The 25,146-nt window shown below is 46.6% G+C and carries 19 protein-coding genes; all 19 read left to right on the top strand.

Annotation, left to right across the window (positions count from 1 at the left end; translation table 11 throughout):
* Positions 1 to 56: 56 nt before the first annotated feature.
* The 19 genes from BN2762_RS01720 to BN2762_RS01630 all read left to right on the top strand — a co-directional run bounded on the left by BN2762_RS01720 (position 57) and on the right by BN2762_RS01630 (position 25,081).
* A complete protein-coding gene (locus tag BN2762_RS01720) occupies positions 57 to 2,423 on the top strand; it encodes a glycoside hydrolase family 2 TIM barrel-domain containing protein (protein WP_055105327.1) in 2,367 nt (788 codons plus the stop codon).
* Complete coding sequence (locus tag BN2762_RS01715; RefSeq protein ID WP_055105326.1) at positions 2,420 to 3,034, top strand: hypothetical protein; 615 nt, start codon at positions 2,420 to 2,422, stop codon at positions 3,032 to 3,034. Before BN2762_RS01720 ends, BN2762_RS01715 begins: the two co-directional genes overlap by 4 nt.
* Positions 3,035 to 3,180: 146 nt before the next feature.
* Positions 3,181 to 4,197, top strand: coding sequence for a glycosyltransferase family 2 protein (locus BN2762_RS01710; RefSeq protein WP_055105325.1), 1,017 nt, complete (start codon positions 3,181 to 3,183; stop codon positions 4,195 to 4,197).
* 316 nt (positions 4,198 to 4,513) lie between these two features.
* Positions 4,514 to 5,311 (top strand): response regulator transcription factor, encoded by a 798-nt coding sequence (locus BN2762_RS01705; RefSeq protein ID WP_055105324.1) that lies wholly within the window; start codon positions 4,514 to 4,516, stop codon positions 5,309 to 5,311.
* Positions 5,312 to 5,767: 456 nt separating this feature from the next.
* Complete coding sequence (locus BN2762_RS01700; protein ID WP_230202400.1) at positions 5,768 to 6,964, top strand: ABC transporter substrate-binding protein; 1,197 nt, start codon at positions 5,768 to 5,770, stop codon at positions 6,962 to 6,964.
* A gap of 61 nt (positions 6,965 to 7,025) precedes the next feature.
* Positions 7,026 to 7,997 carry a carbohydrate ABC transporter permease gene (locus BN2762_RS01695; RefSeq protein ID WP_055105323.1) on the top strand — a complete coding sequence of 324 codons (972 nt, stop codon included), beginning with the start codon at positions 7,026 to 7,028 and terminating at the stop codon, positions 7,995 to 7,997.
* Between the two features lie 3 nt (positions 7,998 to 8,000).
* Complete coding sequence (locus BN2762_RS01690; RefSeq protein WP_055105322.1) at positions 8,001 to 8,855, top strand: carbohydrate ABC transporter permease; 855 nt, start codon at positions 8,001 to 8,003, stop codon at positions 8,853 to 8,855.
* Positions 8,856 to 9,160: 305 nt separating this feature from the next.
* On the top strand, positions 9,161 to 11,374 hold the full coding sequence (locus tag BN2762_RS01685; protein WP_055105321.1) for a helix-turn-helix domain-containing protein: 2,214 nt from the start codon (positions 9,161 to 9,163) through the stop codon (positions 11,372 to 11,374).
* Between the two features lie 41 nt (positions 11,375 to 11,415).
* The gene (locus BN2762_RS01680) at positions 11,416 to 13,008 is read left to right on the top strand and encodes an extracellular solute-binding protein (RefSeq protein ID WP_055105320.1); all 1,593 of its coding nucleotides are present in this window, start codon (positions 11,416 to 11,418) and stop codon (positions 13,006 to 13,008) included.
* A 246-nt stretch (positions 13,009 to 13,254) separates the two neighbouring features.
* Positions 13,255 to 14,202, top strand: a complete 948-nt coding sequence (locus BN2762_RS01675) for an ABC transporter permease (protein ID WP_055105319.1) — start codon at positions 13,255 to 13,257, stop codon at positions 14,200 to 14,202.
* A 13-nt stretch (positions 14,203 to 14,215) separates the two neighbouring features.
* Positions 14,216 to 15,088, top strand: a complete 873-nt coding sequence (locus BN2762_RS01670) for a carbohydrate ABC transporter permease (RefSeq protein ID WP_055105318.1) — start codon at positions 14,216 to 14,218, stop codon at positions 15,086 to 15,088.
* A gap of 105 nt (positions 15,089 to 15,193) precedes the next feature.
* Complete coding sequence (locus tag BN2762_RS01665) at positions 15,194 to 16,795, top strand: extracellular solute-binding protein (protein ID WP_055105317.1); 1,602 nt, start codon at positions 15,194 to 15,196, stop codon at positions 16,793 to 16,795.
* A 69-nt stretch (positions 16,796 to 16,864) separates the two neighbouring features.
* Positions 16,865 to 18,016 (top strand): Gfo/Idh/MocA family protein, encoded by a 1,152-nt coding sequence (locus BN2762_RS01660; protein WP_055105316.1) that lies wholly within the window; start codon positions 16,865 to 16,867, stop codon positions 18,014 to 18,016.
* 22 nt (positions 18,017 to 18,038) lie between these two features.
* On the top strand, positions 18,039 to 19,121 hold the full coding sequence (locus BN2762_RS01655) for a Gfo/Idh/MocA family protein (RefSeq protein WP_055105315.1): 1,083 nt from the start codon (positions 18,039 to 18,041) through the stop codon (positions 19,119 to 19,121).
* Between the two features lie 174 nt (positions 19,122 to 19,295).
* Positions 19,296 to 20,147, top strand: a complete 852-nt coding sequence (gene ant(6), locus BN2762_RS01650) for an aminoglycoside 6-adenylyltransferase (RefSeq protein WP_055105363.1) — start codon at positions 19,296 to 19,298, stop codon at positions 20,145 to 20,147.
* A gap of 76 nt (positions 20,148 to 20,223) precedes the next feature.
* Positions 20,224 to 20,595: an MmcQ/YjbR family DNA-binding protein gene (locus tag BN2762_RS01645; protein ID WP_055105314.1), complete on the top strand. Its 372-nt coding sequence runs from the start codon at positions 20,224 to 20,226 to the stop codon at positions 20,593 to 20,595.
* 233 nt (positions 20,596 to 20,828) lie between these two features.
* A complete protein-coding gene (gene bglS / locus BN2762_RS01640) occupies positions 20,829 to 21,563 on the top strand; it encodes a beta-glucanase (RefSeq protein ID WP_148499852.1) in 735 nt (244 codons plus the stop codon).
* 439 nt (positions 21,564 to 22,002) lie between these two features.
* Complete coding sequence (locus BN2762_RS01635) at positions 22,003 to 23,496, top strand: sensor histidine kinase (protein ID WP_187386458.1); 1,494 nt, start codon at positions 22,003 to 22,005, stop codon at positions 23,494 to 23,496.
* Complete coding sequence (locus BN2762_RS01630) at positions 23,474 to 25,081, top strand: response regulator transcription factor (RefSeq protein WP_055105312.1); 1,608 nt, start codon at positions 23,474 to 23,476, stop codon at positions 25,079 to 25,081. Before BN2762_RS01635 ends, BN2762_RS01630 begins: the two co-directional genes overlap by 23 nt.
* The last annotated feature ends 65 nt before the right edge of the window (positions 25,082 to 25,146 follow it).

Genomic DNA, 25,146 nt, shown 5'->3' with positions numbered 1-25,146 from the left:
GTGAGTAGAAGCTTGGATAAATGTGGAGTAGAAAATCATATAAAGGTAGTGAATTTATGAAGATACAATGGAATGAAGGCTGGATGTTTTCCCGGCTCGATGAAAAGCAGGCCAAGCCTGTCATCCTGCCGCATGATGCAATGATTCTGGAGAAGCGCTCTCCGGATAGCCTTGGCGGTAAAAATACCGGATGGTATGAAGGGTATGACTATCTATATACCAAGAAGTTTGTCGCCCCTGCCGATTACGAGAACAAAAAGCTTGTGGTCGAATTTGAAGGGGTCTACCGTAATGCCGAGGTTTATCTCAATGGAGAGAAGCTGGCTTACAGACCGTATGGTTACACCAATTTTTATGTAGATATCACCGGCAGGCTGAACATCGGTGAAGAGAATGAATTGAAGGTCATCGCACGTAATGCCGATCAGCCGAACAGCCGCTGGTATTCAGGAGCGGGAATTTATCGCCCGGTACAGCTGTATGTTTTGCCGAAGGAGCATATTGTGTTGAATGGCATTAAAATCCGCACGTTAGATTATAAATCAAAAACCATCTCCGTGGCGGTAGAGACGAATGCGGCGGGTACGGTGGAGTTGGAGATTCTGGACGGAAATACGACGCTTCATTATGCATCCCAGCAGAGTGATGGAAGTCTTGTATGGACGCTGGATGTGCCGAAAGCCCGGCTGTGGAATACAGAAACACCTAATTTGTACACCTGCAAAGTCAAATTTGGCGAGCATGTGGAAGAGGTGACCTTCGGAATTCGGCAGATTACATGTACGCGGGAGCAAGGGTTTTGTATCAACGGTGAAAGAGTCATTCTGCGCGGCAGTTGCGTGCATCATGATAATGGAATTCTAGGTGCGCGCGCCTATGATTTTGCGGAGGAACGGAAAGTAAGAATGATGAAGAAAGCCGGTTATAATGCACTCCGCTCTGCGCACAACCCTTGCTCGAAGGCTATGCTGGACGCCTGTGACCGACTGGGCATGCTGGTTATGGATGAATATGTTGACTGCTGGTATATCCACAAGACAAAGAACGATTACGCCCTGTATGTCATGGATTGGTGGGAGCAGGATCTGAAGGATATGGTCGACAAGGATTTCAATCATCCTTCGGTCATCATGTATTCTACCGGTAATGAAGTATCCGAGACAGCGGAAAAGCGCGGCATTGAGTTTACGGGACAAATGACGCGATATCTGCACCAGTTGGATGGTACGAGACCGGTCACTTGCGGCGTTAATATTTTCTTCAATTATTTGAGCTCATTGGGCTTTGGCGTTTACACGGATAAGAAAGCGGAAAAAGCCGCGGCAAAGGGAAAACAGGAAGCGGTTGGCAGCGAATTCTTTAATAACTTGGCAGGCCTTCTAGGAGACAAGACGATGAAGATTGGGGCAACGCTGCATGGCTGTGACGTGAAGACGAGAGATGCCTTCGCCAACATGGATGTAGCCGGATATAATTATGGTATTTTTCGATATAAAAAGGATTTGAAGAAGTATCCAAAGCGCATCATTGTCGGCAGCGAGACATTCTGCAATGATGCCTACCGTTTCTATGAATTTGCAAAAGAGAATACGGGTCTGATCGGCGACTTTGTGTGGGCAGGGATGGACTACTTGGGAGAAGTCGCCATAGGCTCCTGGGAATACCGGGATTATGCACCGGACTTCAAGCCCCAAGTGGGCTGGGTAAGCGCCGGAAGCGGTAGAGTGGATCTGATCGGTAATGAACTGGGTGAAGCAAAATATACGAAGGTAGCTTTTGAAATCGACAAGATTCATATTGCGGTGGTTCCAGCCGATAATGCCTTTAAGCCGCATTCCCCTTCCGCCTGGAAGATGACGAATGCTATGGATAGTTGGTCCTGGGATGGCTGTGATGGACAGAAGACCAAAGTAGAGGTCTATGCACGGGCGCATAAAGTAGCTCTGTACGTGAATTCGCAGAAGGTCGGAGAGAAGAAGCTGAAGAAGGATTGCAAGGCAATTTTTACGACGAAATATTATCATGGGCAGGTATCCGCCATTGCTTATGATGAGCAAGGCAGAGAGATTGCCAGAACCACGCTGGAATCAGCCGGCAAGGACACGAAGCTGTCGGTGATTCCGGAGGATCACGAGCTGGGTATGAAAGATCTTTGCTATGTTCGCTTGCGGTATACCGATCAGGCCGGAACGAAGAAGCCTTTGGCGAGAGGGGATATTAAGGTAACAGTTCAGGGCGGGGAGCTGCTGGCCTTGGGCAATGCCTGTCCGTATAACGCCAGAGGGTACAACATGAATATAACAGATACGTACTATGGGGAAGCTCTTGCGATTGTGAGGCCGACGGGAGTCGGCAAGATTAGTATTGCGGCTGAAAGCAAATACGGAAATGCACAGGCAAGTGTCTTGGTTATTCCAGAATGAACAAGATAGAGACTAAAGGAATAGGCAAGCTGTTGGGGATATGGCACAAGTTCCGTGAGAAGCATCCCGGCAAGGCGGAATTTATCGTATTTTTTATGTTAAGCAACGGCATTACCGTGATTCAGTTAATTCTGATGCCGCTGCTGAAGGCGCTGTTCGAGCAGACGAGCCTGTTGAATATTCCCTTTCAGATCGGTCAGGTCGGACATAATTTGGACGGCAGTCCGTACTTCATCTTCGATTACGGAGCCGGCGGGCTGGAAGGCGGAGGCGGAGGCGGGCTGGCTTATTTCCTTGCAGTACAGATTACATTGGCGCTGGCCCAGGTCATCAATTTCTTTGCACAGCGAAATATCACCTTCAAGTCTACGGGAAATGTATGGACGGCAGCAGGATGGTATTTGATCGCTTATATTCTGATTACGATTGGGGCGGCAATGCTGCAAGGGTTCTATAAAGCGCCAATTTACGAGTTGTTGATCAATACCTGGGGACTGGGCAAGACCGGGGAGACGATGGCGGATCTGATCTCCATGCTCATTAATTGCGCCGTTTCCTTCTGGGTGTACTATCCGATCTTGAAGATCATTTTCAAACAGAAGAAAGCATAGGATGTCCGATTGCCCCAACGCAAGGCAAAGCCAACAATTAGCACTGGTGCAAGCCACACTTGAACGGTATGATGAATACGAACAAGCGGTTATATGGAGATGGCAGTAGTTGGTCATCGCGAAGAAGCAGTAAAGGTTGTGTAAGTATGAAATTATTATCCGTAGCGATTCCTTGCTATAACTCTCAAGCCTATATGAGACAGTGCATCGAGTCCCTTTTGCCCGGGGGAGAAGAGGTGGAGCTGCTCATTGTCAATGACGGGTCTGCTGATGATACGGCACAAATTGCTGATGAGTATGCGAGACAGCACCCGACGATCGTGAAGGTCATTCACCAAAGCAATGGAGGCCACGGGGAAGCAGTAAATGCAGGGCTCCGAAATGCTACGGGCCAGTTCTTTAAAGTGGTCGACAGCGATGATTGGGTCGACCTGGAGGCTTATACTCGGGTACTTCAGACCTTGCGCTCATTCAGGGAGAAGGAACTGCCTGTGGATCTGATGATCAGCAACTTTGTATATGAGAAGGAAGGCGCCAAGCTCAAAAAGGTCATGAGATATGAGGATGTGCTTCCAGCGAATACGGTGTTTGGTTGGCCGGATATGAAGCACTTTGGGAAGGGGCAGTATTTGATGATGCATTCCCTGATCTACCGAACCCGGCTCTTGCAGGATTGCGGCTTGATGCTGCCGAAGCACACATTTTACGTAGACAATCTATTCGTGTATCAACCGCTCGTGCATGTGAAGCAGCTCTATTATTTGAATGTGAACTTCTATCGATATTATATTGGACGCGAAGATCAGTCCGTGAATGAACGGGTCATGATCAGCCGAATCGACCAGCAGATCAAGGTGAACAAGCTGATGATCGAACAGGTGCGGCTGGAAGAGATCGAAGAGCCCAAGCAGAAGCGTTACCTGCTGCATCACCTTGAAATTGTGACCGTCATATCCGGCATTTTACTGATTCGTTCCGGAACCCGTGAGAATCTGGAGAAAAAGAGAGAGCTTCTGCAGTACATCAAAGAAAACAACCTTGAGCTGTACCATCATCTCCGTTATGGACTTATGGGTAACCTGATTAACCTGCCCGGACGCTTCGGACGGCATATTTCGGTAGGAGCGTACAAACTCGCACAAAAAATAGTTGGATTTAATTAGTGAAAAAGCGGCCGGAAGATGGTCGCTTTTTTCTTCCAATTTGTAAGGTGAAAGGGAGATTAGCGGAAGGATATTGTTTTCAGAAGATAAAATACAGGAAATAAGAATATTTTCAACTTGATCTTGTGATGGTTCAGTGATAAAAAGAAAGTACTTCAAATGGCCAGATAATATCATATTTATAACAACGAGGGTAGTCCTAATGGGAAAATCAGAGGGCTGCCCTTTTTCATCTGGGGATAAGACCATGGGGGCCAAGATAGGACGAGCAAAAAGGATAAAAGATTTAATTTCCTATCCAAGGGGGCGAAACGTCATGAGGAGCCGAACGATTCTTATCGTCGACGATGAACCGAGATCAAGAGAAGGGATCAAGAAAATATTAAGGGTGTGGGCAGCCGGTCAATATGACATCTTAACAGCAAGCAATGGGGGAACCGCGATGCAAATTCTTGAGAAGATTCCTGTGGAATTGATGATAACGGACATCCGTATGCCGGAAATCAGCGGGCTTACTTTAGTTCGACAAATGAGGGAGAGGCTGCAGCGGCAGCCATCCGTTATCCTCATCTCCGGCTATGCCCAGTTCGAGTACGCCTTGGCAGCGCTTCGATTGTCCGTAGTCGACTATTTGCTGAAGCCGGTCGGCCGGGAAAAGCTGATTGCATCCGTGGAGAATGCTCTGAAGGTAGGGGAAGAGCAGGAACATATAGTCTTTATGCGAAAGATGGCTGACCCTCAGTTGATGGCCATCAGGGAGAAAGAGGCCGTATTGAGCGATTCGGTCCGTCAGGCAATGCACTATGTGGAAACACATATAGAGGAGGCGATCAGCCTGCAGGGAGTCGCTGGGTATGTGCATCTGAACGGGAGTTATTTCAGCGCACTTTTCAAAGAGCAATGCCAGATGAATTTTAGCGAATACGTTATACGTAGAAAATTACAGAAGGCGAAGGAATTGCTGCTCAAAACGAATCTGCCCATAGCGGAAATAGCCAGCCGAACGGGTTATCAGAGAGTCAAATATTTTAACAAGCTGTTTAAGGAGTACGAAGGTATGAGTCCAGGGCGGTATCGATCTATGAGGAACGAAGTAGAAGCCCAAATTCAATAATGACCCTAGAGAGTTTCACAATTAAGAAAGATGCCAAGGTATAGATCCCTTGGTGTCTTTTTTTATAGGGAGATTCATGAAATTGATCTTGTAAACGCGCTTTCACACCTATAGAGGGCAAAAAACAAAAAAAGGGGAATTTTTCCTAAATAACGGTTCCTTATGCCAGAGGAGCATACAGCCTATAATTGTGTATGCGGTTACAAAATCAAAAAAGAATAGTTAAAAAAGGGGAGGCAAAGCATGAAAGGTATGAAAGGTATGAAACGTATTTTAACGGGGCTCTCTATACTACTCGTGATGTCATCTGTACTCGCAGCGTGTGGAGGGAAGTCTAATCCAGGCTCATCTAACTCAGATCCAGCCTCGACAACTAACAATGGTACTGCTCCGACAACTGGTAATAGCGAGAAAATCACCATTAATCTTTGGAGCTTCACCGATGAGATTCCAAACATGACCCAGAAATATTTGGAAACCCATCCTGACGCGAACGTGGAATTCAAAACGACGGTTATAGCAACTACCGATGGTGCTTATCAGCCGGCTCTTGACCAGGCACTGGCTGCTGGCGGTAAAGATGCTCCGGATATTTATGCAGCTGAAGCGGCGTTTGTGCTCAAGTATACGCAGGGCGACGCATCCAGCTATGCCGCCAGCTATGCTGACCTGGGACTTGACGACCAAATGGTTAAGGATGCAGGCATCGCTCAATACTCGGTTGACATCGGAAGCAAAGACGGCGTATTGAAAGGCCTGGGCTATCAAGCAACTGGCGGAGCCTTTATCTATCGCCGCTCGCTTGCCAAAGAGGCTTTTGGAACAGATGATCCGGCCACGATCAAGAATGAAATTGGCCCTGGCTGGGATAAATTCTTTGATGCAGCCGCGAAGCTGAAAGCCAAAGGCTACGGTATCGTATCTGGTGACGGCGATATGTGGCACGCCATCGAGAACAGTTCTGATAAAGGCTGGATTGTCGATGGAAAGCTTCATATCGATCCGAAGCGCGAAGAGTTCCTCGATCTTTCCAAGAAGCTGAAAGATAATGGCTATCACAATGATACGCAGGACTGGACGGAAGCCTGGTACGCCGATATGTCCGGCTCTGGCGCCCAACCGATCTTCGGATTCTTCGGACCAGCATGGCTCATCAACTACGTCATGAACGGTCAAGTAAAAGATACTAATGGCGATTGGGCTGTTACCGAGCCGCCAACAGGCTTCTTCTGGGGCGGTACATGGCTGCTCGCCAACAATGAAGTTACTAAGGACGACGCCAAGAAGGCAGCGGTTGCGGACTTTATTAAATGGGTTACGCTCGATACTTCTGAAACGGGCCTCCAATACTATTGGGCTAACGGTACGATGAAGGAGGGCGAGCAAGGCACGAAGGACAGCGTTGCCTCCTCCGTCGTCATGGAGAAGTCCAACGGAGAAGTGCCGCTTCTCGGCGGACAGAACATGTTTGATGTGTTCGTTCCAGCCAACGCTAACGCTTCAGGCAAGAACTTAACCCAATATGACGAAACGATTAACAGACTCTGGCGTGATCAAGTACGCGAATACACCGCAGGCAACAAGGACCGCGCAAGCGCGATTGCAACCTTCAAGCAGCAGGTTAAGGATCAGCTTGACATTGATAGCGAATAAGAAGGAGCGGAAGGGGCGGGGAGTTTCCCCGCCCTTTCATATCAACAAGTGAGGTGAGAGCATGCGCCGCAAGGTGGTCAATTATTCGAGATATGGCTATTTTTTTACCTTTCCGTTTGTGCTTGCGTTTCTGATTTTCTCGTTATATCCCATTTTATATACTGCAGTCATTGGGTTCACAGATATGAAGGGTTTAGTGCCTAAGCCAATCCATATTCTCGACAATCCATTTCAGAACTTCAAAGATCTTATCTTTGATAATCCCTCGTTCAGGAAGTCCCTGCTAAACACGGGGCTGCTCTGGATTGTTAACTTTGTTCCTCAGATCGTTCTCGCGCTTTTGCTCACGGCGTGGTTCACAAATCAGCGTCTTAATATAAAGGGACAAGGCGTGTTCAAGGTTCTGTTCTACATGCCTAATATTATCACTGCGAGTACGATCGCCGTACTTTTTAGCTCTATGTTCGCCTATCCGGTGGGTCCCATGAACAGTCTGTTCCAGATGCTGGGATGGGCTGACGCTCCGATCTTCTTCCTCCAGGATAAGACGACAGCGCGCGGTATCGTGTCGTTCATCCAGTTCTGGATGTGGTACGGCAACACGATGATCATCCTTATCGCCGGGGTTATGGGCATAAATCCCGCTCTATTCGAGTCCGCGGCCATTGACGGCGCGAGCGGGTTTCAAACCTTCTTCCGCATTACATTGCCTAGTCTGCGGACCATATTGCTGTTCACGCTAATTACATCAATGGTCGGCGGGTTAACGATGTTCGATATTCCGCAGCTGTTCCTTGCGGGTGGACCAGACGACTCCACGCTTACCACAACTATGTTCATCTATGGGCAAGCGTTCAAGGGCAGCTATTTGTATAACCGGGCTGCGGCGGCAAGCATGATCCTGTTTGTGATCGCGGCGATCTTGTCTGGATTGCTATTCTACTTAATGCGCGACCGCGATGCGGCAAAATTGAAGAAAGCGGAAAAGCAATATAGAAAGTCTGCCCGTGCAGCAGTTGAGAGAGAGGTGTAATACATGGAAAAAGCTCAGGGGAGAGGAATCGTCGGACTCAGGATTAGCAGGGCAATTATCTATATCGTCTGTATTCTGCTGGCGATCCTCAGCATCTTTCCGTTCTGGATCATGTTTGTAAATGCTACACGCTCTACAGCGGAAATTCAAAGCGGTCTTTCGCTGCTTCCTTCTACTCATTTTATGAGCAACTTGCAAGTACTGCTCGACAAGAGCTTTGATCCCATTCAAGGATTCCTGAATTCGTTCATCATCTCCAGTTCGGCAACCATCTTAACGGTTTATTTCTCATCTTTGGCGGCCTATGGGCTCGTGACTTATCATTGGAAGCTGCGCAACGCATTCTTTACCTTTATCCTGTGCGTAATGATGATACCTTCCCAGGCAAGCGCGATCGGATTCTATCAGTTCATGTATAAACTGCATTGGACGAACAATTTCCTTCCGCTGATACTGCCTGCGATAGCCGCGCCGGCTGTGGTCTTCTTCATGCGCCAATACCTTCTGGCAACACTGTCGGTAGAAATTGTGGAAGCAGCGCGCGTGGACGGTTCCGGTGAATTTAAAACATTCAACCGAATCATCCTGCCGCTCATGGTGCCGGCTGTGGCGACACAGGCCATTTTTGCCTTTGTGGCCAACTGGAACAACCTGTTTATGCCCATGATTTTGCTAACCAAGAAAGAGATGTATACGATGCCGATCATGGTAAGTTTGCTTCGCGGTGATATTTACAAGACGGAGTTCGGTTCGATCTACCTGGGGCTGGCCTTAACAGCGTTACCGCTGTTTGTGGTTTACTTCCTGTTATCCCGATATATTATCGCGGGCGTGGCGTTGGGAGGCGTCAAGGAATAACTCTTTCAAGTTGCAGTTTGGGGATATTTTTACAATTTGTTCACGGATTGTAATTAAAGAGCTGAAGTTAGTATATAAATATACTTGCTTCAGCTCTTTTAAAGCTGAAAATACCTTGTACGCCTTTTAAAAAAGCATTACCTTCATAGTTCACTCAAATTTAAAATATTGCAGGGCGGACAGGTCTTCATGTCGAATATATGGCCCCAGGCATAAAAAAGGATAACCCCAAATAAAATGTGAATTAACAATACAGATGTTTTCCTCTTATAATCTATGAAACTGCTTTTGGGGAGATTGGCTCTATGAAAATGAACTGGTATTATCGAACGATACTTTCATATGCTCCGATTCTCTTCGTCATCATTTCCTCGATGATCTTTATTATTTTCCTGGTATTGAATAATGCCTCCGAGAAGAAGTACAAGGAGACCAACAACGCGATCTTGGATCGTATGGTCTTTAATCTAGACGCCAATTTGATGTTAATTGAACGCAATGTAGTCAGCAAATTATTAATGGATAATGATATCCAGGAGTATTTTTCCGATCGGCCCAAGCATGCTGTAGATGATTTCATGCTGCAGAAGAAAATTATCGAATTAAGTCTAGCCCTGCCTTTTTCCAATACAATCTATATGTACAATGAGGACGAGCAGCGGATTATTTCGGACCTTGGCTCGTATGCGCTGGACTCTTTTGGCGATCGTGAATTTTTAATGTTTAACTATGACAAGAAAGAGTCGACGGACTGGCATGACCCGCGCTTATTCGCCTATGCGGCTTTTGACGAAGACAAGCAGAAGGTTGTCTCGCTTGTGAAGTTCGCCTATACGGGGGATGAAGTACGTGGTGCCTTTGTCGTAAATGTGTACCAGCGATCTTTTATGGACTATCTTAACTCGTTAAATGAAAGCGATTCCAATTCAGTGTTATTAGAAGGCGATGATAATGCCCCAGCGGCTTTGGACAACGGGGCGGACATGATTATGGTTCAATCTGATTATACGGGCTGGAGGTTTGTTTCCCAGGGGGTATATGATAGCGGTTATAACATTTTGTCTCTCTTCTCTAGTGTATGGATGTTTATTCTAATCTTTATCATTTTATTGGCATTGGTCGGCTTTACCATCGTAACGCATATGCACTACAAGCCGATTCATTCCATTATGGAAAAGGTAGGCCAGTTTTCGAACCGAAAAAGTGAGGAGCTAGGCATCAAGGGGGCGAATAATGAGTTCACTTTTATAGAAATGGCATTGGATCATCTGCTTAAGAGGTCTCTGGATTATGAGAATTTGCATAAGGAAGATTGTTTACTGCGGCAGCAGCGTCTTTTTCGCGACTTGTTGGCGGGCCATCTGTATTTAACGGACGAAGAATTCAAGCAGAAGCTTGCGGATTTGAGCCTGCCTGATACGTATGACCGGCTAGGGGTTATCGTGGTGGAAATTGATCATTATTCTGGCTTTACGGACAAATACAAGGTCAAGGATCAGCATTTGCTTAAATTTATTATCGAGAGCGCCTTTCGCGACCTAGGGCAAAACCATCATTCATTTGTTTGGGATGTCTGGATGGAACCGCATAGAATCGCTTTTGTCATTCAGCATATTGCAGCCGATCCACGCAGCAGCAAAACGACGTCAGCCTACGCGGAGGAATTCCAAAAATGGATCAATCAGCATCTGGAGCTTACGATAACGATTGGGGTGGGCGCCGATTCCGATTCCATCGAAACCGTCGCGGATTCTTACCGCAATGCGCACGACAACGTTGAACTGAAAATGATTTTCGGAACGAATACGATCATTGATAATCGTAAGAGCGCCGGCAAATTGAGCCTGGACAATTACGTTTACCTGCAAGCTCTGGATCAGGCGGTTCAATCCTTCCGAATGAACGAGAGCGATTGGCGGGAGAAATTGACGCAGATTTTCACGGAATTAAGAAAGATGCGGTTTATGAAGCAAGACATGACTGGGCTTGTAAATATTTTTGCCAAGCGGATGGATCAGGCGGTTAAGGCATTATCAGCGAACATTCAACAAATTTGGAAGCAGGATTTTCAGCATCGGTTTGCCCACCTGAACGAAACGGCAGAAACGCTGGATGAGTTCGAATATCAGTTCATGGGCATCATGGCGATGTTCGAGGCTTGTGTGGATGAGGACCGGCAGGCTAGAAGACATCACAGCATTGCGATGCAAGCCAAAGGCTATATTGACGCGCATTTTGCCGATCCGGATCTGTCGCTGGCTCGGGTAAGCGATATTTTCAAACTCCAGCCAAGCGCTCTTAGCCTGTTATTTAAAGAGGAACTGGGCGAAAAATTCGTTGATTATGTGTTAAAGATCAGAATGCAGCAGGCCAAACGGCTATTAATAGAAACAGAGGATTCGATTCAATCGATTGCCGAACAAATCGGTTACCAGAATGTGAATTCATTTTATCGGGCTTTCAAGAAGCTTCAAGATGTTCCCCCAGGGGAGTTTCGCAATATGTACCGCACCATATAGAACTCAGTTTTAACCATCGAGGAGGAGGAGGAGGGGGCTCCATGCCGTTTTTGCGGTCTTTAACTTCAATCATGGTGGTTACCGCCATCTTGTCATTTATGATGGGCTGTAACGGCCTTGCGGGATCGAATAAATCAGGCCACGCTGAGGGCGCCAGAGAACGCCTCGGGTCCGACGAATTCGCTTCGACTGATCGTTGGACAACGTTAAGAATCGAACTGTTCGAACGTAATAACAAACCTGCTGGAGCAAACTCGATTACGGACAATTATATTACGCAGTATATTCAAAAGCACTTTGGAGATCCAGAACGAATCAAGGTTGAATTCATCACGATACCCAGGGCTGAAGAAGTGGGGAGACTGCAAGTGCTTATGGCTGCGAATCAAGCCCCGGATATCGTGTTTACGTACGATCTTCCTACGGTCTATAACTTTGTCACTCAAGGTAAATTGACCGATCTTTCTCCTTTGCTGGACCAGTACGGCCAAGACCTGAAAGCTGTCCTGGGGGAGGAAATCTTAAGCTATGGACGCTTAAATGGAATGCAATTCGCGATTCCGGCTAAACGGGTGCTTACGGCCCGAAGCACGACCCTGATCCGCGAAGACTGGCTCAGGGAAGCGGAGCTGCCTCTGCCTGCAACGACAGAGCAGTTTTACCAAGCCTTAAAAGCGTTCAAGAAGATCAGGCTGGAGAAATACGGGGAAACCATTTATCCCTATGGACATATCGATTACTACCATATAGCGCCATTGCAATACTCGTTTTGGGATTGGAACCGCATCACCGAGGAGGATTTATACGCCGATCCAGGATGGATAATGCCGGGGAACAAAGATGCGTTCAAACTTCTGAACCGGCTGTATCATGAAGGTCTGATCGATCCTGATTTCCACCTCGACAGGTATGCCCAGCAATTTCAGAAGGATCTGGTGAACGGCCGCGTTGGCGCCGCTACTCCCAATACGATTGAACCTGTGTATATGGGGTATTTGGCCGAGTTGCAGAAAAACGATCCAAACGCGTTACTGACTCCCATTGATCCCTTCACCCATGCGAATGGCAAAAAAACAAAGCCGATATTGGAAAAGACGGGTATGTACATTATGGTCCCAAAAACGAGCCGTAACGCCGAGGCAGCGATCAAGTATTTGAATTGGATGGCGCAGCCGGAAAATTATATTACCCTTCAGAACGGGATTGAGGGGGTAACCTACGAAATGGAGAACGGATTGCCAGTTGCGCTGGAGAATGAAGAGGCGAACACCCTGCTATTTAATTACTTCGATTATTGCATCATTCTTAATGGCAAATATGTCAGCAGCACGGACGAACAGTTGAATCTGAAAGCCAACGCTTCGATTCCCAGGTTTGAAGCCTTTGCGCTCCAGAGCGTGGAGTACGGAATGAACGATGGGATTGCGACTCCGCAGATCCCAACGATCCTGCCGTCTGAAATCAGATATTCAGCCATCCTGAATGATAAGAATGATGAAATCTTTGTGAAGGTTCTTACGGCGAACCCGGAGGATTTCGATACCGTATACGACCAGGAAGTAGCAGAGTATATGCTGATGGGGGGAAGGCAGGTCCAGGAGGAGAAACACCGCGCTTATCAGGATCATAAATAAGTAATGAAGAAGCTGTCTTTGGGGATATGCATGACGCATGCATTCTCTCGAGGCGCTTCTTTTTTTGTGCCTGAAATTTCGGCAGCTGGTCTGCCATGACAAAAAATAGATAGGCATATAAAAAAGGTGAATGGGCCGCAAAAAAAGGTGTGTGCCCCAAAATAATTGAGAATTTCGCAGGGGAAATTCTCTGTTGTATAGTTAGCTCCAAGCAAACAACAGACTTCAGCGGAAAGGATGACGCCTATGCAAACAGAGATGCGCCGGTCAGGTACAGAACTTCCCGTCAAACGACGGAATGCCATAACCGGCTTTAAACGGCAATGGCCGTTGTATCTCCTGATGGTATTGCCCATGACATTCTTTATTACATTCAAGTACATCCCCATGCTGGGGGTCGTGGTCGCTTTTAAGGACTACAACATTTTTAAAGGCATATGGGCGAGCGAGTGGGTTGGACTAGACGTCTTTCGGGAGATCTTCGCGATGCCGCAGTTTTATAAAGCGCTTCGCAATACTTTAATGTTAAATGTGATTTCTTTGCTGACATTCCCGATTCCGATCATCTTGGCGCTTATGCTTAATGAGCTGCGCATTAACTGGTATAAGCGCTTGAGCCAAACTCTCTTGTATTTGCCTCACTTTATCTCCTGGGTCATTGTCGGCGGGATGGCTATTCAATTGCTGGCTACCCACACGGGCAGCGTGAATGAATTTATAAAAAGTCTTGGCGGACAGCCCATTCCGTTTCTCGAGAATACGATCATGTGGATTCTAACTTATACGGGAGCCGGAGTGTGGCATTATGCAGGATGGGGAACGATTTTATATTTGGCAGCGCTTACAGGAATTAATAAGGAATTGTACGAAGCTGCAGAAGTGGACGGAGCCAGCCGAATGAGAAAGATTTGGCATATTGCGCTTCCCGGGATTAAACCGACCATTGTCGTGTTGTTCATTATCCAAATCGGGCGCATGGCGGACATCAGCTTTGAACAGCCTTATGCTTTGCAGAACGGGTATGTGATGGATGTAGCCCAGGTCATTAGCACTTATGTATACACGGTCGGCATCCAGTCCGCGCAATTTGCGCTTGCGGCTGCCGTTGGATTATTCCAGTCGGTCGTCGGGCTGGTCCTGCTGCTTACGGCTGAACTGATTTCCAGAAAAGTCAACAATCAAGGAATCTTCTAAGGGAGGGACGTACGTGATCAGGAATTCTTTTGAAAAAGTCATTGATATCGTCATCATCGTGCTTATTGGCATTTTTTCATTATTTTGCGTCGTGCCGATGATCCATATCTTTGCCTTATCCTTCAGCGGCAACAGGGCTATTATGTCGGGTGAAGTGTTCCTATGGCCCGTGGAATGGAACTTTCATTCCTATTCCGCGGTCTTCGGAAATGCATCCATGATGCGTTCTCTTGTTATTACGGTCATCCTGGTCGCCACATATACGGCAGTCGCTTTGGCGATGACCATCATGGCGGCCTACGCTTTAAGCCGCAGAAATTTTAAAGGCAGAAATATTATGTTTGGCCTAATTATCGTCACGATGTTCTTCAACCCAGGGATTATCCCCAATTACTTGCTTATAAAGGAACTGAGACTGTTGGATTCACCTATGTCGCTCATTCTCCCGCTGATGATCAACGCCTTTTTGTTGATTATTATGAGGACTTCTTTTACCGGAATGCCCAATGAGCTGGAGGACTCAGCCTGGATTGACGGCTGCGGTCATTTTCGATTCCTGCTTCGGATCGTCCTTCCGCTGCAGCTGCCGATTCTGGCAACCATTGGATTATATTCCGCCGTGGATCGATGGAATATGTTCCAGGATGCTTTGTTCTATATCAGTGACAAAGACTTTTACCCGCTCCAGTTAAAGCTTTATCAGATGGTGATCAATAGCCAAGTGAACGATGCTACGGCGCAGGAAGGCTTCAACGCAGCGACCCCGATTCCGCAAGGCATCCAGTCGGCCAGTATTATGTTTGCCACCTTGCCGATTTTGCTGGTCTATCCTTGGCTGCAGAAGTATTTTATTTCCGGGATGCTTACAGGGGCTGTCAAGGGATAGCCCTGCTAAGGCCGGAATGAATTGAATAGCTGCTCTTCGGCAGAAGTCTAGCGACGGCTGCCCTGAAGGTCACTATATATAAACAATGAAAAGGGAGGCAATAGCATGCGAAACCCATATCGCTCACCCCTGTTTGCTCTGCTGGCTTTGGTCATGAGTATGACATTGGTGTTGGCAGGTTGCGGCAGCGGGGGAGATGGAGCAAGCCAAGAAGGGAATGGCAGTAGTGCCGCCGATCCGTCCAAGGAAGCTAAAGGGGAACGGATTAAGCTCACCGTAGAACTGTTCGACAGAAACAATACGCCGGCTGGCGAACCGCCAATTACGAATAACTTTATGACGCAGTACATTCAGAAGAATTTCGGCGACCCCAACAACATTGACGTAGAGTTTGTTACGGTTCCGCGCGCGGAAGAAGTGGATAAGCTGAACGTACTGATGGCATCGGGCTCCGCACCGGATATTGTGTTCACGTATAACAAGCCGACCGTACAGAACTATGTGAAAAGCGGCGGTCTGACCGATTTAGGCCCACTCATTGATGAGCATGGCCCCAATCTGAAGAAAGTATTGGAACCATCCTTGCCTTACGGCGTCTTTGAAGGGAAACAATATGTCATCCCCGCGCTTCGCGTAATTCAGGCTCAAACGACAACTTTTATCCGCAAGGACTGGCTGGATCAATTAAATCTGCCGATCCCTCAAACGACAGAGGAATTTGTAAACACGATGCGTGCCTTTAAAGAGAAGGATCCGGGCAATACGGGAGGCAAAGTGATTCCTTACGGTTATATCGATGTGTTCCATATGATGCCTTTGGTGAATTCCTTCTGGAAGTGGGACGAAATTACCGACAAAGATTTGTATGCGGTTCCAAGATGGCTGCAGCCGGGTAGTAAGGAAGGCTACCAGCTGTTAAACCAGATGTACAATGAGGGACTAATCGATCCGGACTTCGCGCTCAGCGATGACTTCAGCCAAGCTTTCGCCCAGCAAGTCGTCAACAGCATTGCAGGCGCAGGCACGCCAAATACAAACGAACCGGTCTATAACGGCTACTATGCCAACTTGAAAGCGAATAATCCAGACGCTGTGCTTGAGGCCATCGATCCTTTCTCTACACCTGATGGGAAACATCCGAAGCCCGTTTATGAACCAAACGGTGCCTATATAATGGTTCCGGCTACGAGCAAAAATGCGGTTGCAGCGATCAAGTACCTGAATTGGATGGCGGATCCTGAAAATATTCTGGTACTTCAAAACGGAGAGGAAGGCAAATCGTACGAGATGACTGCAGACGGACTGCCTGTCCTGCTGGATACGCCGGAAGCCCAAAACCTGCTGTACAACTACTATGATTACTGCATTATTCTCAACGGTAAATACATTTCAACGGAAGACTCGAACAAAAACATCGAAGCCAACGCCTTTGACGCCAATTTCAAAGATTTCACCGTTAAAAGTATCCAAGCGGGTAATAACGACGGGTATACCTTGCCTCGGGTAGACATTCCGGTCGATGCCGAGATCAAATATGCCAAAATCCTGGAGGATTTCGAAAAGGAAATGCTGGCCAAGATTGTGACGGCTAAACCGGATCAATTCGATAAGGTCTACCAACAGAAAGTTGGAGAATACATGGCTATGGGCGGAACAGCTGTCATGGAAGGCAAAATGGCGGCATACGATGAGTTCTACAAACAGTAACTTATGAATTGGTCGGGCCTTTCGAGTGGGAGGCCCGATTTACACCTGAGCCTAAAGGAGTGGAATCTATTGTTAAATGTAGCCATCATCGGGGCCGGCGCCATTTCCCCGGCGCATATCCAAGCGTATTTACAATTTCCGGAGCAATGCAAAATCGTGGCCATCTGTGACATTTACCCGGATAAGGCCAAGTTAAGAATAGAAGAGTTTAAACTGGAAGCGGCCGTGTACACCGACTACAAGGAACTCTTCCAGCGCAGCGACATCGATCTGGTGTCCGTGTGTACGCCTCCGTATACTCACGCGGAAACGGCCATCGCCTTTTTGAATGGTGGCAAGCATGTCATCGTGGAGAAGCCAATGGCTTCCTCGCTGGAAGAATGCGATGCCATCAATGAGGCAGCGGAGCGAAGCGGTAAAATTTTATCTGTCGTGGCGCAAAACCGGTTTACTACGCCTATGATGAAGTTGAAGCATGTGCTGGACACGAAATTAATCGGCCCGGTTGTACACGCACAGATCGATTCTTATTGGTGGCGGGGCCATTGTTATTATGATTTATGGTGGCGGGGCACCTGGGAAAAGGAAGGAGGCGGCTGCACGTTAAATCATGCCGTGCATCATATCGATATTTTCCAATGGATGAACGGCATGCCTGCCGAAGTTACCGCGGTCATGAGCAATACATCGCACGACAATGCCGAGGTGGAGGATATCTCGATTGCGATAGCCCGTTATGATAACGGTGCGTTGGCTCAAATCACCAGCTCCGTGGTGCATCATGGCCAGGAGCAGCAACTGATTTTCCAAGGAAAGCACGCGCGTGTATCTGCCCCCTGGAAAGTGGCGGCTTCCATTTCTAAATCGAACGGTTTTCCGGAGGAGGACAAGGTATTGGAGGCCCGCATACAGAAGATCTATGATGAGCAAGCCGATCTTCCCTATGAAGGCCATCGCGGACAGATTCTCGATGTCCTGAAAGCTATTGAACAGAACACGCCTGTATTGGCAGACGGTATTCAAGGCAGACGGACGCTGGAGCTCATTACGGCGATTTATCAATCCGCAAGCACCGGACAGACGGTCAAGCTGCCGCTGGGATCGGATAGTCCTTTTTATTCGCGTCAGGGTATTCTGGAGAACGCAACCTATTTCTATGACAAGAAAACCAGTATCGAGAACTTTAGCGACAATACGATTACGTCGGGTGGCAATGCTTGAGAATCCGAAAGGAGCAGACACAATGACAAATAAACAGGACGGCATGAACTACGCGCCAAAAGGAAAGCCCAATCCCGTAGTTGGCCAGGGAGAGTTTCGGTTTGCAGCTATCGGCTTGGATCATGGACATATTTATGGGATGTGCAACGGTCTCACAGAGGCAGGTGCCGAACTCGTGGCGGTTTATGACCCGGACCCGGAGAAGGTGAAGCGGTTCGTAAATACTTTTCCCCAGGCGATAGCGGCACAGTCCGAGGAGGAGATTCTAAACGATCCGCAAATCAAACTGATTGCCGGCGCCTGCATTCCCTCTGAGCGTGGTGCTCTGGGGCTTAGAGCGTTGGAGCATGGCAAACATTATTTTGTCGATAAACCGGCCTTTACCACATTGGAGCAGGTAGATCAGGCACGTCTGAAAACGAAAGAGACCGGACTTAAATGGGGCATTTATTACGGCGAACGCCTGCATGTGGAAAGCGCTGTGTTTGCCGGCCAGTTGATTGAGGAGGGCGCCATTGGCCGTGTCGTTCAAGTGATCGGCACGGGACCGCATCGCGCCAATGTCAAGGCCCGGCCGGACTGGTTTTTTGATCCCGCCTATTACGGCGGCATTTTATGCGATATCGGTTCCCATCAAATTGAGCAATTTTTATCCTATACCGGCGCCAAGGACGCTAAAGTGCTGCACAGTAAAGTAGCCAATTACAATTTTAAGAATTATCCGAAGTTCGAGGATTTCGGCGATGCTACGCTGGTCGCAGATAATGGGGCCACGTTCTATTTTCGCGTGGATTGGCTGACACCCGATGGACTAGGCACGTGGGGCGATGGAAGAACCTTTATATTAGGCACCGACGGGTATATTGAAATCCGAAAATACATCGATATCGCCCGGGAAGCGTCCGGCAATCATTTGTATTTAGTCAACCATGAAGGCGAGCGTCACTTCGACTGTTCCGGCAAGGTGGGATACCCTTATTTCGGCGAGTTTATTTCGGATATTCTTAACGGGACGGAAAACGCGATGACGCAGGAGCATGCCTTTAAAGCAGCCGCTTTATGCATTGAAGCGCAAGCGTTGGCTGTAAAAATCGAAACGGCTTAAATCATACCCTTTGCACCGATTAGGACGGCAACCTTCAATCACGGGCTTTTCGCCTGTGATCTTTTTTTTGAGTAAGGTTATGCTTGGTTCCGTTACTTAGACAGCAAGGAGGAAGAGATTACAACGTCGAATTAGAAATGTATGATCATGACGGTTGGAACGGAGGATTACGTATTGAGAAGTGAACATGAAATGATGAGTACCCTTATCGATTTCGCTAAAAATGATAATAGAATTCGATTGGTCACTTTGGAGGGGTCACGTACAAATAAAAATATCCCCCCTGATACATTCCAAGATTATGACATCTCTTATTTTGTAACGGATATTCATTCTTTCAAGGAGAATGATCAGTGGCTTCAAATATTTGGGAAGCCAGTTATGATGCAAAAACCCGAAGATATGGAGCTTTTTCCATCAGAATTAGGTAATTGGTTTTCGTATATAATCCTATTTGAGGATGGAAATAAATTAGACTTAACGCTTATACCAATGAATGAAATAGATGATTATTTTACCAATAGCGATGGTTTAGTTAAGGTGTTGCTTGATAAGGATAATCTGATTAAATACGAAGTGATCGCAAATGATCGTCAATATTGGATTAAAAAGCCGACTGCTAGGGAATTCGATGATTGTTGTAATGAGTTCTGGATGGTTTCAACATACGTGGTAAAAGGATTAGCGAGAAAAGAAATACTATTTGCTATTGACCACTTAAACGAGATAGCAAGACCAAATTTATTGAGAATGATGGCTTGGAAAATCGGCTTAGAGCAAGGATACAACTTGAGCATTGGGAAGAACTATAAGTTTATAGAACGTTACCTCTCAAATGAAGATTGGGAAGAACTCCTTTCAACCTATTCTGAGAATGGGTATCAGGAAATGTGGAAGTCCTTATTAACTTGTTATGAGCTATTTAGAAAATACTCAAAAGCTGTGTCAGAAAGTCTTGGGTATAAGTATCCAGATTACGATGAAGCTATTACTAAGTATACGGAGAGTATTTATACTACTTTGTAAATAATCACCTTATTATCCTATTAGGAATTAATGTAACAATGGGCTAGTTAATATATCTCATATAAAGGGTGATACCATGTACGACCAATTAACCGCTTACTGCTTATCCAAGAAAGGAGCCGTTCAGGATTATCCGTTCGGTCCAGACCCGCTGGTGATGAAGGTAGGAGGCAAAATGTTTGCGCTGCTTACCGAGGTTGGCGATGACAAAGAGGTGCACATTTCGCTGAAATGCGACCCTGTGATTGCGGCAAATCTAAGGGAGCAGCATGAATGTGTTCGCCCTGGATACCACCTGAACAAAACACATTGGAACACGGTTATTGCAGACGGCAGTCTTCCTATGGAGGACTTGGAACAGATGATTGACCATTCCTATGAATTGGTGCTCGGCACGCTCACGAAGGCAGCCCGTGAGGCGGTGCTCCTGAAAATTGACGGGAAGTAAAGCAAATTTGTCAATTTTAATCCTTGATTTCACTTGGTTTTTTATATCCTCTTGCCAGTTTTCAATTTTGCCTGCTCCAGCTCTCTTAAAAAGTTTGAAAAATTGATGCTAAAGTTAATTTCCTGTTATGGAATTCTATGGCAAATGGCAATAAGATTAGGTTGCATCATGACTTTATGAGCATTTCCGGGGAAAGGAGGATATTGGGACCAAAAGAGGCAAGCAGGGAAAATATGAACCAAGAGGTGAGAAATGTGAAGAAGAAATGGTGGATTGCGCTTTGCTCTTCGCTTCTTCTGTTGACTTCATTGGCGATCACTGCGAAGGGTGCTACTGTGTTTTGGGAACCCATGACGTACTATAATTCACAGACCTGGGAAATGGCCAACGGGTATTCTAACGGCAACATGTTCAACTGTACCTGGCGGGCTAACAATGCAACGTTTACAAATGATGGCAAGCTGCGTCTCGCACTTACAAGCCCTTCCTATAATAAATTCGATTGTGCGGAGTATCGCAGCAAATTCAAAGCCGGATATGGGTTGTACGAGGTAAGTATGAAGCCGGCAAAAAATGTGGGCATCGTTTCTTCCTTTTTTACTTACACGGGGCCAACCGACGGAACACCATGGGATGAAATTGATATCGAATTTTTAGGCAAGGATACGACAAAAGTACAATTCAATTATTTTACTAACGGTGTTGGAGGAAATGAAAAGGTCATTGATTTGGGCTTCGACGCATCTCAAAGCTATCATACCTATGCCTTCGATTGGCAGCCTGACTCCATAACGTGGTATGTTGACGGTGTTGCAAAGCATAGGGCAACTAAGAATATTCCTAAAACCCCCGGCAAAATCATGATGAATATTTGGAATGGCACTGGAGTAGACAGTTGGCTCGGATCGTACAATGGAGCTAATCCGCTATACGCTTACTATGATTGGGTAAGATACACTAGTAATTAATTAGCAAACAATCCGGGCAGGGCACTCCTGTTCCGGATTGTTTGCTATTTTTTCAAGAATAAGGGGCTTCTAGGGAATGAACTATATCTAAAATTTAACTTAGTTGTACTTTTCTCAACTTGTTATCCGATGTTGTTTTTTCCTGATCGCCATCTACAACTTTATACTAGTATAATGACTCTAGGTGATGATGATGGGATCGAAAAGGGGAAGAAAGAAATTCAAGTTTACGTTGTCGTTAAAATTTTCGATCGTACTGTTCGTGTTATTGAGCATTGCGGTCGCGCTAAACGGCCGCTCGTATAGAGTGAGCATCCATGTGATCGAAAGTGATATTCAAAACTCATATTACGAGCAATTGCGATTCTTTCTAGTTCAGTTGGACAACCAGGTAAATAATTTGGCCGCTAACTTGCTGCAGTTAGAGGAAGACTCCATCATGAAACAATACATAAACACGACAGCGCCTGAAGATCTGTTTGATTTTAATATGCTTCGATCCAATATGTATGAAAGAATTAAGCTGCAGAGTGTATCCTCCAACTGGCCTATGGAAATCAGCGTATTTCTAAAATCAAAAGAAGAGGTCATCTCTACCCGGCCAGACGTAGTCTATGAGGAGCTTGCTTCCATTCCGAAGGTGGATCTTAGCAAAGGGTTATGGAATTACGAACCAGGCCAGGGCAATAGCGAGAATTATTTTACTATGGTTCGATTAGCTCCTGGATATGCCATCATTGCCCGGTTTTCAGATACCTATATTCACGATATGATCAATAAATTCCAGCAAAATTCGAACCGGCACACCATGCTGTATCATCCGAAATTCGGCTTCATCGGGAATCCACCCTCGGATTTGGGGGAATGGAAAGAGCAGCTGGACTGGAATTCCTTGGAAGAACCAGGCAACCGGATACTGAACTTCAAGGAGCATCGCCTGCTCCTTAATTATGCTCCTGTGGGGAGTCTGGATTGGGTTATGATCGATTTGGTGCCGCTTGAGAAAGTCGTCTTGCCAGTGAAGGAAAGCAGCCAATTTTTCATACTTGGAATTATTGCGATGCTGGCGATTGGCGTGATTATTACTGCTCTGATATACAGGCAGATACAGTACCCCATCAACGAGCTGGTCATGAAGCTGCAGGATATCCGGTCCGGCAATTTTTCTTCGCGTTTGAAAGCCAAGCACCGGGATGAGTTTCAAGATGTGTTCTCCGGCTTTAATGACATGGCGGAGCGCATTCAGGAGCTCATTGAAAAGGTGTACGAGGAGAAGCTCCGATTAAAGGAAGCTGAACTGAAGCAGCTGCAATCGCAAATCAACCCCCACTTTCTATACAATTGTCTGTTTTATATTAAAAATATGGCCAAATTGGGCGAGGATGAGCAAGTCGTAGCTATGGCACTCAATCTGGGAGAATACTACCGATATACGACCCGTCTTGAAAATCCGCTGACTACGGTTCGAGAGGAGGTCAATTTCTTAAGGAATTATCTGAACATTCATTGCTTCCGCAAACCGATGAGCTACGAGGTGCATATTTCTGAGGATCTTATGGAGGTATCGATCCCCCGGCTGTTTATCCAGCCCTTAGTTGAAAACGCTATTATTCATGGCATCGAAAAGAGTGATCAAGAAGGGAAAATTAGAATCCAAGGCTTCTTCATATCGGGAGGATTTGTTATCTCAGTCGAAGATTCTGGGGATGGTCTGGAGCCGGACAACCTTGAGAGGCTTCGCGAAAAAATGAGCCTTCCGCTTACCCCCGAAACAGGCTGCGGCTTGTGGAATACCTGTCAGAGAGTTATGAACCTGTATGCTCCAGGTTCGGGGCTGGAATTCGATCGTTCCGGCTTGGGAGGGTTAAGGGTATCGATCCGTTGCATGACTAAACAGCAGGAGGAACCAGATGTTAAGTTTGCTGATTGTTGATGATGAACCGACGATCGTGGATACACTGGCTGTGACGATCGATTGGGAGCAGCTCGAAATCATGACGGTGTACAAGGCATATTCTGCAAAAGATGCGTTGTTGATTCTGTCGGAGCATGCGGTTGATATTGTGATTGCAGACATTAATATGCCCCGAATGACAGGCATTGAACTAGTTGCAGAGATCTGCCGGCAGTATCGGCACGTGAAAAGCGTGCTGCTCTCGGGCCACGCAGAGTTTGCCTACGCCAAGCAAGCCATCAAATATGGCGTGTCCGACTATTTGCTCAAGCCCGTTTCCGATGAGGACCTTATTGCTGTGATCAGCAGGCTGGTACACAAGATCAAGATGGAATGGCAGGAGGTTGTCTCCCAAACACGTGTTGTCGATACCCTGAAGGAAAGCTTGCCGATCCTGAAGGATAAGCTTCTGAATGAAATGTTAATGGGCAGGCTGAAGGGAGATTCCTTGATCTATCTCTTGGACTTGTATGAGCTTCCTTTTCATTTAGGAGATGAAATTTGCATTATGGTCATTCGCATGGAGGAAAGCCTGCCGGAATTTAATGAGCGGGATTTTTACTTAGTGGAATATGCCATCATGAATATCGCTGTGGAGATGTTGGGAGATTCTCATGACTTATGGCCCTGTAAGGATGCCAATGGCCTCCTGGTTCTGCTTGTCCGGAACAAATCCGGCAGAGATGATAACGAAATGGTGGATGAAACTAAGAAATTCGATTCGCTGGCGATGCAGCTTCAACGTAATATCGGATTGTACTTGAAACGGGTCGTCTCCATTATTGTAAGCAAGTGGGGGAGATTTCCCGAAGACATTAGCACACTGTACAGTTATATCACGGAGCAAATCCGCAGCAGGCTGGCAAATGAGTCGGGCTGCTTCCTGTCTGGCCAGCTTCCCGAAGCAGCTTGTGTACAACAGCCCTTGTATCGCTTGTACGAAACACCTACGCTGCAGCATCTGCTTGAAAACCGCAGATGGGGGGAATTTCGGGAAAAGCTAGAGAAGGTTATTCAGGATATGAAGCAAGCGGGGAACTTGTCGGAGGAGCATGTCCGGGAAGCTTATACTGTAGTGGTGGGTTCGTTCTATTATTATGCACACAAACATAATCGATTGCTAAGCGACCTGGTCGGAAATACAACTGTTCTGGACCGGTCTGTTTATTCTGTCCAGCAATTTTCGGAGTGGGCGTTTTACATGCTGGATAAAATTCAGCGCAGCGACCAGGCAGAGCAGAGAAGCTCTAGAGAAAAAATGACCTTAAAAATAAGAGAATACATCGACCGAAACTTGAGCACGGCATCCCTGCAAACGATAGCGGATGCGGTCTATCTTCATCCCGTGTATTTGTCCCGGCTATATAAAACAGAAACGGGAGAAGGAATAAGCGAATATATCCAAAAGCAGCGCATGCTGAAGGCGGTTGAAATGCTCAAAAACAACTCCCTGAAGATTTACGAAATTTCCGAGCATATGGGCTTCAAAAATGCTGCGTATTTCAGCAAATTATTTCGAGAAGAATATGGCATGACCCCAAATGAATTTCGAGAACAATTATAATATATTAGCGTATGTATGAGCTTCTCCGGTTGAAGGCAGGGATAGAATGCCTTTAATTTAGAGAA

Source organism: Paenibacillus ihumii, assembly GCF_001403875.1.
Taxonomy (GTDB): Bacteria; Bacillota; Bacilli; order Paenibacillales; family Paenibacillaceae; genus Fontibacillus; species Fontibacillus ihumii.
Note: the sequence above shows the minus strand (reverse complement) of the source record. Positions and strands in the feature narration are given on the sequence as shown.